Genomic DNA, 5,287 nt, shown 5'->3' with positions numbered 1-5,287 from the left:
CCTCGGAAGACCTCGACCCCTACCCGGTGAGCGACGCGCTGACAGATCTACACCCTCGATTGTGAAGAGCCGGAAAACATGGACACGAACGGAGACTGCCCGGGATCCACCGAGCTCCACGGGGTGACCATGAGAATGGCCAGCAACGCTCCGACGTAGAAGATCAGGATGCGCACCGGCACGGAGTTGATGGCCCGGGGCAGGGTCTTGCGGGGGTTGCGCGCTTCGGCCGCGGTGGTTCCCACGAGTTCCAGGCCCACGAACGCGAACACTGCGATCTGGAATCCCGCGACCACACCCATGGCACCGTTGGGGAACCAGCCGCCGTCGTTCCATAGATTGGACACCTGAGCCACGTGACCGTCCGGTGACGTGAAACGCGTGGCCACCATGATCACGCCCACCACGATCAAGGACACGATGGCCACAATCTTGATCAGCGCGAACCAGAACTCCATCTCACCGAAGTTCTTCACGCTGGCCACATTCAGGATGAAAATCACGGCCACTACCGCCAGAGTAGGCAGCCACAACGGGACCTCGGCCCACCAGAACTGGACGTACGCGGTGATCGCCACGAGTTCGGCCACCGCGGTGACCACCCAGCAGAACCAATACGACCAACCGACGAAGAACCCGGCCCACGGCCCCACGAGGTCCGCAGCGAAATCCGCGAACGTCTTGTAGTGCAGGTTGGAGAGCAACAGCTCCCCCATGGCCCGCATGACGAAGAACAAGAAGAACCCGATGATCATGTACACGAACACCACGGAGGGTCCCGCAAGGGAAATCGTGCGCCCCGATCCCATGAACAGGCCGGTGCCAATGGCGCCACCGATCGCGATCAGCTGGATATGTCGGTTGCTGAGACCTCGGCTGAGACCGGGTCGGTCATGCGAAGTTTCTGCCACGTGCTCGTGAGTCATAACGTCAGAGAGTACTCCTCACCACGGCCTGGCCAGTACCGACGTGGAACCGGCGCCGGGGTTGACCGCATCTCGGCACGGCTAAGGCCCCCGGATTCGAATTCCGGGGGCCTTAACCGTCGTCTCACATGCTCAGCCTGCTCGATCAGTTCACCGTGCGGACTGCCGCTGCATGGTCAGCGGTTGGTGCGCTCGTACGTGTCGATACCGCCGTCGTGGTCCTTCATGAACGTGTCCACGTCGCCCTTGGTGGCCCGCAGCATGGGATCGTTGCGCAAGTAGTGCCTGGTCTCGCGAGCGATCAGCCCCGACAGGATCAGCAGACCCAACAGGTTGGGCAGCGCCATCAGACCGTTCATGACGTCCGAGAAGGACCACACGAGAGCCAACGGAACCGTTGCGCCGATGAACACGACCACCGAGAAGAACACGCGGTAGGGCATTACGGCGCGGCGGCCGAAGAGTCGTTCCATGCATCGTTCGCCGTAGTAGGCCCAGCCCAGGATGGTCGAGTATGCGAAGAGCACCAGGCCCACGGTCACGATCAGGTGACCCCACACGCCGGGCAGACCGTGAGTGAATGCCTCACCGGTCATGGTGGCCGCGCTATCGCTGCCCTGATCCCACACACCCGTGGTCACGATGACCAGGCCCGTGCAGGTCACCACGATGATCGTGTCGATGAAGGTCTGGGTCATGGACACCAGGCCCTGACGCACCGGGTGGGTGGTCTGCGCAGCCGCAGCAGCGATGGCCGCCGAGCCCATGCCGGACTCATTGGAGAAGATGCCTCGGGCGACGCCCATCTGGACGGCCAGGATGATCGCGGAACCGGCGAAGCCACCCACGGCGGAGGTTCCGGTGAAGGCGTCACCGAAGATCAGCCCGAAGGCTGCGGGAACGGCGTCCACATTCACGATCAGGATGTACAGGGCGCCCAACACGTAAAAGATGATCATGATGGGAACCAGACCGGCGGTGACCTTACCGATCGACTTGATGCCGCCCACCAGGACCAACAGGGTCAGAGCGGCCAGCACCAGGCCGGTGATCCACACGGGCACACCGAACGAGGACTCCACGTTCGCGGAGATCGAGTTGCCCTGGGTCATGTTGCCAATGCCGAAGGAGGCGAGCACTGCGGCGATCGCGAAGAACAACGAGAGGAACGTACCGAAGCCGTTAGGAATGCCTCGCTTCAAGTAGTACTGCGGTCCGCCCGAGATCTCACCGGCGGCATCGCGGGTACGGAACCGCACACCCAGGAACGCCTCGGAGTATTTGGAGGCCATGCCGACAACACCGGTGACCCACATCCAGAACAGTGCGCCGGGACCACCGATGGCGATAGCCGTGGCAACACCCACGATATTGCCCGTACCCACGGTGGCCGCGAGAGCGGTGGTCAAGGCCTGGAACTGGGAAACGTCGCCTCCGAGGGCGTCCTTGTCCTTGCGCTCGAACAGCGCGAGCCGCAGCGCGGGGATCAATTTGAACAGTTGAATACCACCCAGACGGATGGTCAGATAAACACCGGTTCCCAAGAGCAGGGGGATGAGGAACCACGGTCCCCAAATGAAAGCGCCTGCAGTATCCAGGGCATTAGTGAGTGAATCAATCATAGAGAGGCCTCTGATCGTGAGGTGGGATCTGTGATACGTCACCGATTGTGAGCTGTATCTCGTTGGGTGGAATTGAACCACATTCAGGGCCAATCACCAGGTACCGGGTGTTTCCCGGGTGCTTGTGTCGACTTCGCAGCTTGCTTAGCCTGCGCTTCAGGACGCCGACGACGCCGCTCGCGCGAGCGGCGTCGTCGTCTTTCGTGAATCTGGAGGTGCGTTACTTTCGGGCGGCGAGAACCGCACCCAGTGCGACGAGTGCGCACGCGGCCATCGTGATCACCATGGGAACCGCGGAGTGGTCCCCGGCAAGACCGGACAGCGGCGAGACGATGCCGCCCAAGATGAATTGGGACATGCCGACCACCGCGGAGCCGGTGCCGGAGAGGCCGTGAGCGTGTGCGCGTTGCTGAGCCAGGGCCACCGCGTTGCCGAAGATGAAACCGATGCAGGACTGCATGAGGAACAGCAAGATCAGCGTGGGGATACCCACGACGCCCAGCAGCACCAGGATCATGTTGAGGCACGCGGTCACGCTCATGCCGGTCACGCCCATGAGAAGGAGCGAGCGCGGCTCATGGTTCTTGACCAGTTTGGTGTTGAGGGTGGCGGTGACGATCGCACCGGCGGCGTTGACGGCGAAAATCACCGAGTACGCGAGGGCGCTGTAGCCCATGACGTTCTGGATCACGAAGGAGGATGCCGAGACGTACGCGAACAGCGAGCCGAACCCGAAGGCGAAGACCATGGCGTAGAGCGTGAATCGACGGTCCTTCACGACCGTGACCGCGTTGCGCACAATGCGGCCCAAACCGCCCTGCGAGCGCCGTGCCTTGGGGAGCGTTTCGGGGATCACGAACACCGAGCAGGCGAGCATCAACAGGCCGAAGCCGGTGAGCAACCAGAACACTGCCTGCCATTGGGCCACCGTGGCGATCACACCGCCCAGTAATGGGGCGACCACGGGCGCGAGTGACGTAATCAGCGCCAGGACGGAGTAGAGCTGCGCGGCCGTGCGTCCCGAAGTCATGTCCGAGACCATGGCGCGCGCGATCACCACCCCGGCCGCACCGGCGATGCCCTGGATGCCGCGGAGAATCAGGACCATTTCAATGGTGGTCGCGAAGACGATGCCCAGCGATGCCACCACGAACAACGCGTTGCCGGCGACCATGAGCTTGTGCCGACCCAGCACGTCGGACAGCGGGCCCAGTAAGAACTGACCCAGCGCAATGCCGATCATGTAGGTGGTCAGGGTGAGCTGAACGAGCGACGCGGTCGATTCGAAGTACTGACCCATATCCGGCATGGACGCGAGGTACACGTCCGTGGCCATGGGGCTGACCGCCGAGAGGATACCCAGCGCACCGATCAACACCACACGATCCACCCGCGGGTTCAGCGCCAAACGACTCCGGAACGGGTGGGACTCGGCGGAACTCTGACTCATGGGTGTCCTGCTCCTTCGGGTGGTGCGCCGCTCTGCGTGGTTCCCGGCTTGATCCTGGGCTCTCGAGGCTGTTGCGGGCCACTCAATGCTAGGGCCTCGCTGCCTGCTGGTGGGTCAATATGTCGCTCGGGGACCTAGGATGTTCAACGATGAACTCCAGCAATGATTCCTCCCAGACTCCCGATCCGCAGGCCGCCTCTTCTGCTCCTTCCGCTTCTTCTGGCACTTCCGGTGCCGACGACGCCGCTTCGGTTTCCGCGGACGCGGCGGCTGTCGAATCCGCCCCCCGCGCTGGCGCCGATGCGGCCGCCGGTAGCGAGGCAGCGCCGTCGAAGGCCCCGGGCGAACGACCGGTCTTCCACAAGCAGCCGTACTCGTTCGTGCGCCGTGGGGATCGCCTCTCCCCCAAGCGTCAAAAAGCCTGGGATGAATACGCATCCCAGTGGGTGCTGGACATCCCCCGCGTCATGACGGATACCTCTGTGGACCCGTCTTTCCGGTTAGACCACGAGGCGCTGTTCGGTCGCAAGGCACCGTTGGTGGTGGAGATCGGTTCCGGCTTGGGTGAGGCGATCGTGAATCACGCACTCGCGCACCCCGAGCTGGACCACTTGGCTGTCGAGGTTTACAAGCCGGGCATCGCAGACCTGCTGATGAAGGCATCCCAGGCGGGTGTGACCAACGTTCGCGTGGCACAGGCGAACGCCCCCGAGGTACTCGAGCACATGCTGGAACCCGGTTCCGTCCATGAGCTGTGGGTGTTCTTCCCGGATCCGTGGCACAAGACTCGCCACCACAAGCGGCGTTTGGTATCCCCGCGGTTCGCCGGGCTGGCCGCCCGCGTGCTGGAGCAGGGTGGGCTATGGCGCTTGGCCACCGACTGGCAGGAGTATGCGGTGGTCATGCGCGAGGTCCTCGACGGCGCCTCCGCCGACTTCGAGAATGTAAACCCCGGCCCCGCCGCGACCGACGAGAACCCCGCGCAGGGCTGGGCTCCCCGCTGGGACGGCCGCATCCTCACGAGCTTCGAGCGCAAGGCCACCGAGGCCGGGCGGATTCCGAGGGACCTGACGTACCGCCGTCGGTGATCATCGGTGTTGCGGATGACGGTTCCTACGTAGCGTGGGCTGCTACTCCGCGCGTGATCCATCGAGGGGGAACATCTCAGGGTTCGAAAGAACCGCCTCCAACACCTCAGGTGCCGTTAGAACCTTTTTGGGCTCTTCAACTTTGAGCGTGGTGCTGGGTGTTCACGCCGCGATCGGTCGGGGCGCATAGCCAATGATGCG

At 63.3% G+C, this 5,287-nt stretch carries 3 protein-coding genes and 1 pseudogene; 1 reads left to right on the top strand and 3 read right to left on the bottom strand.

Annotation, left to right across the window (positions count from 1 at the left end; all coding sequences use genetic code 11):
* Positions 1-71 precede the first annotated feature (71 nt).
* From RF638_RS15830 to RF638_RS15820, 3 genes and pseudogenes are all read right to left on the bottom strand, one after another.
* Positions 72-926, bottom strand: a pseudogene (locus RF638_RS15830) (amino acid permease); the annotation flags it as partial.
* Between the two features lie 176 nt (positions 927-1,102).
* The gene (locus RF638_RS15825; protein WP_129699581.1) at positions 1,103-2,548 is read right to left on the bottom strand and encodes a sodium:alanine symporter family protein; all 1,446 of its coding nucleotides are present in this window, start codon (positions 2,546-2,548) and stop codon (positions 1,103-1,105) included.
* 220 nt (positions 2,549-2,768) lie between these two features.
* A complete protein-coding gene (locus RF638_RS15820) occupies positions 2,769-3,998 on the bottom strand; it encodes a multidrug effflux MFS transporter (protein WP_095796391.1) in 1,230 nt (409 codons plus the stop codon).
* A 149-nt stretch (positions 3,999-4,147) separates the two neighbouring features.
* On the opposite strand from RF638_RS15820, the gene trmB reads away from it, so the two are divergent.
* Positions 4,148-5,086, top strand: coding sequence for a tRNA (guanosine(46)-N7)-methyltransferase TrmB (gene trmB / locus RF638_RS15815; protein ID WP_368628973.1), 939 nt, complete (start codon positions 4,148-4,150; stop codon positions 5,084-5,086).
* The last annotated feature ends 201 nt before the right edge of the window (positions 5,087-5,287 follow it).

Source organism: Kocuria sp. CPCC 205235 (assembly GCF_040980905.1).
Lineage (GTDB): Bacteria > Actinomycetota > Actinomycetes > Actinomycetales > Micrococcaceae > Kocuria > Kocuria carniphila.
The sequence above is the reverse complement of the archived record's forward strand: the minus strand, read 5'-3'. Positions and strand labels throughout refer to the sequence as shown.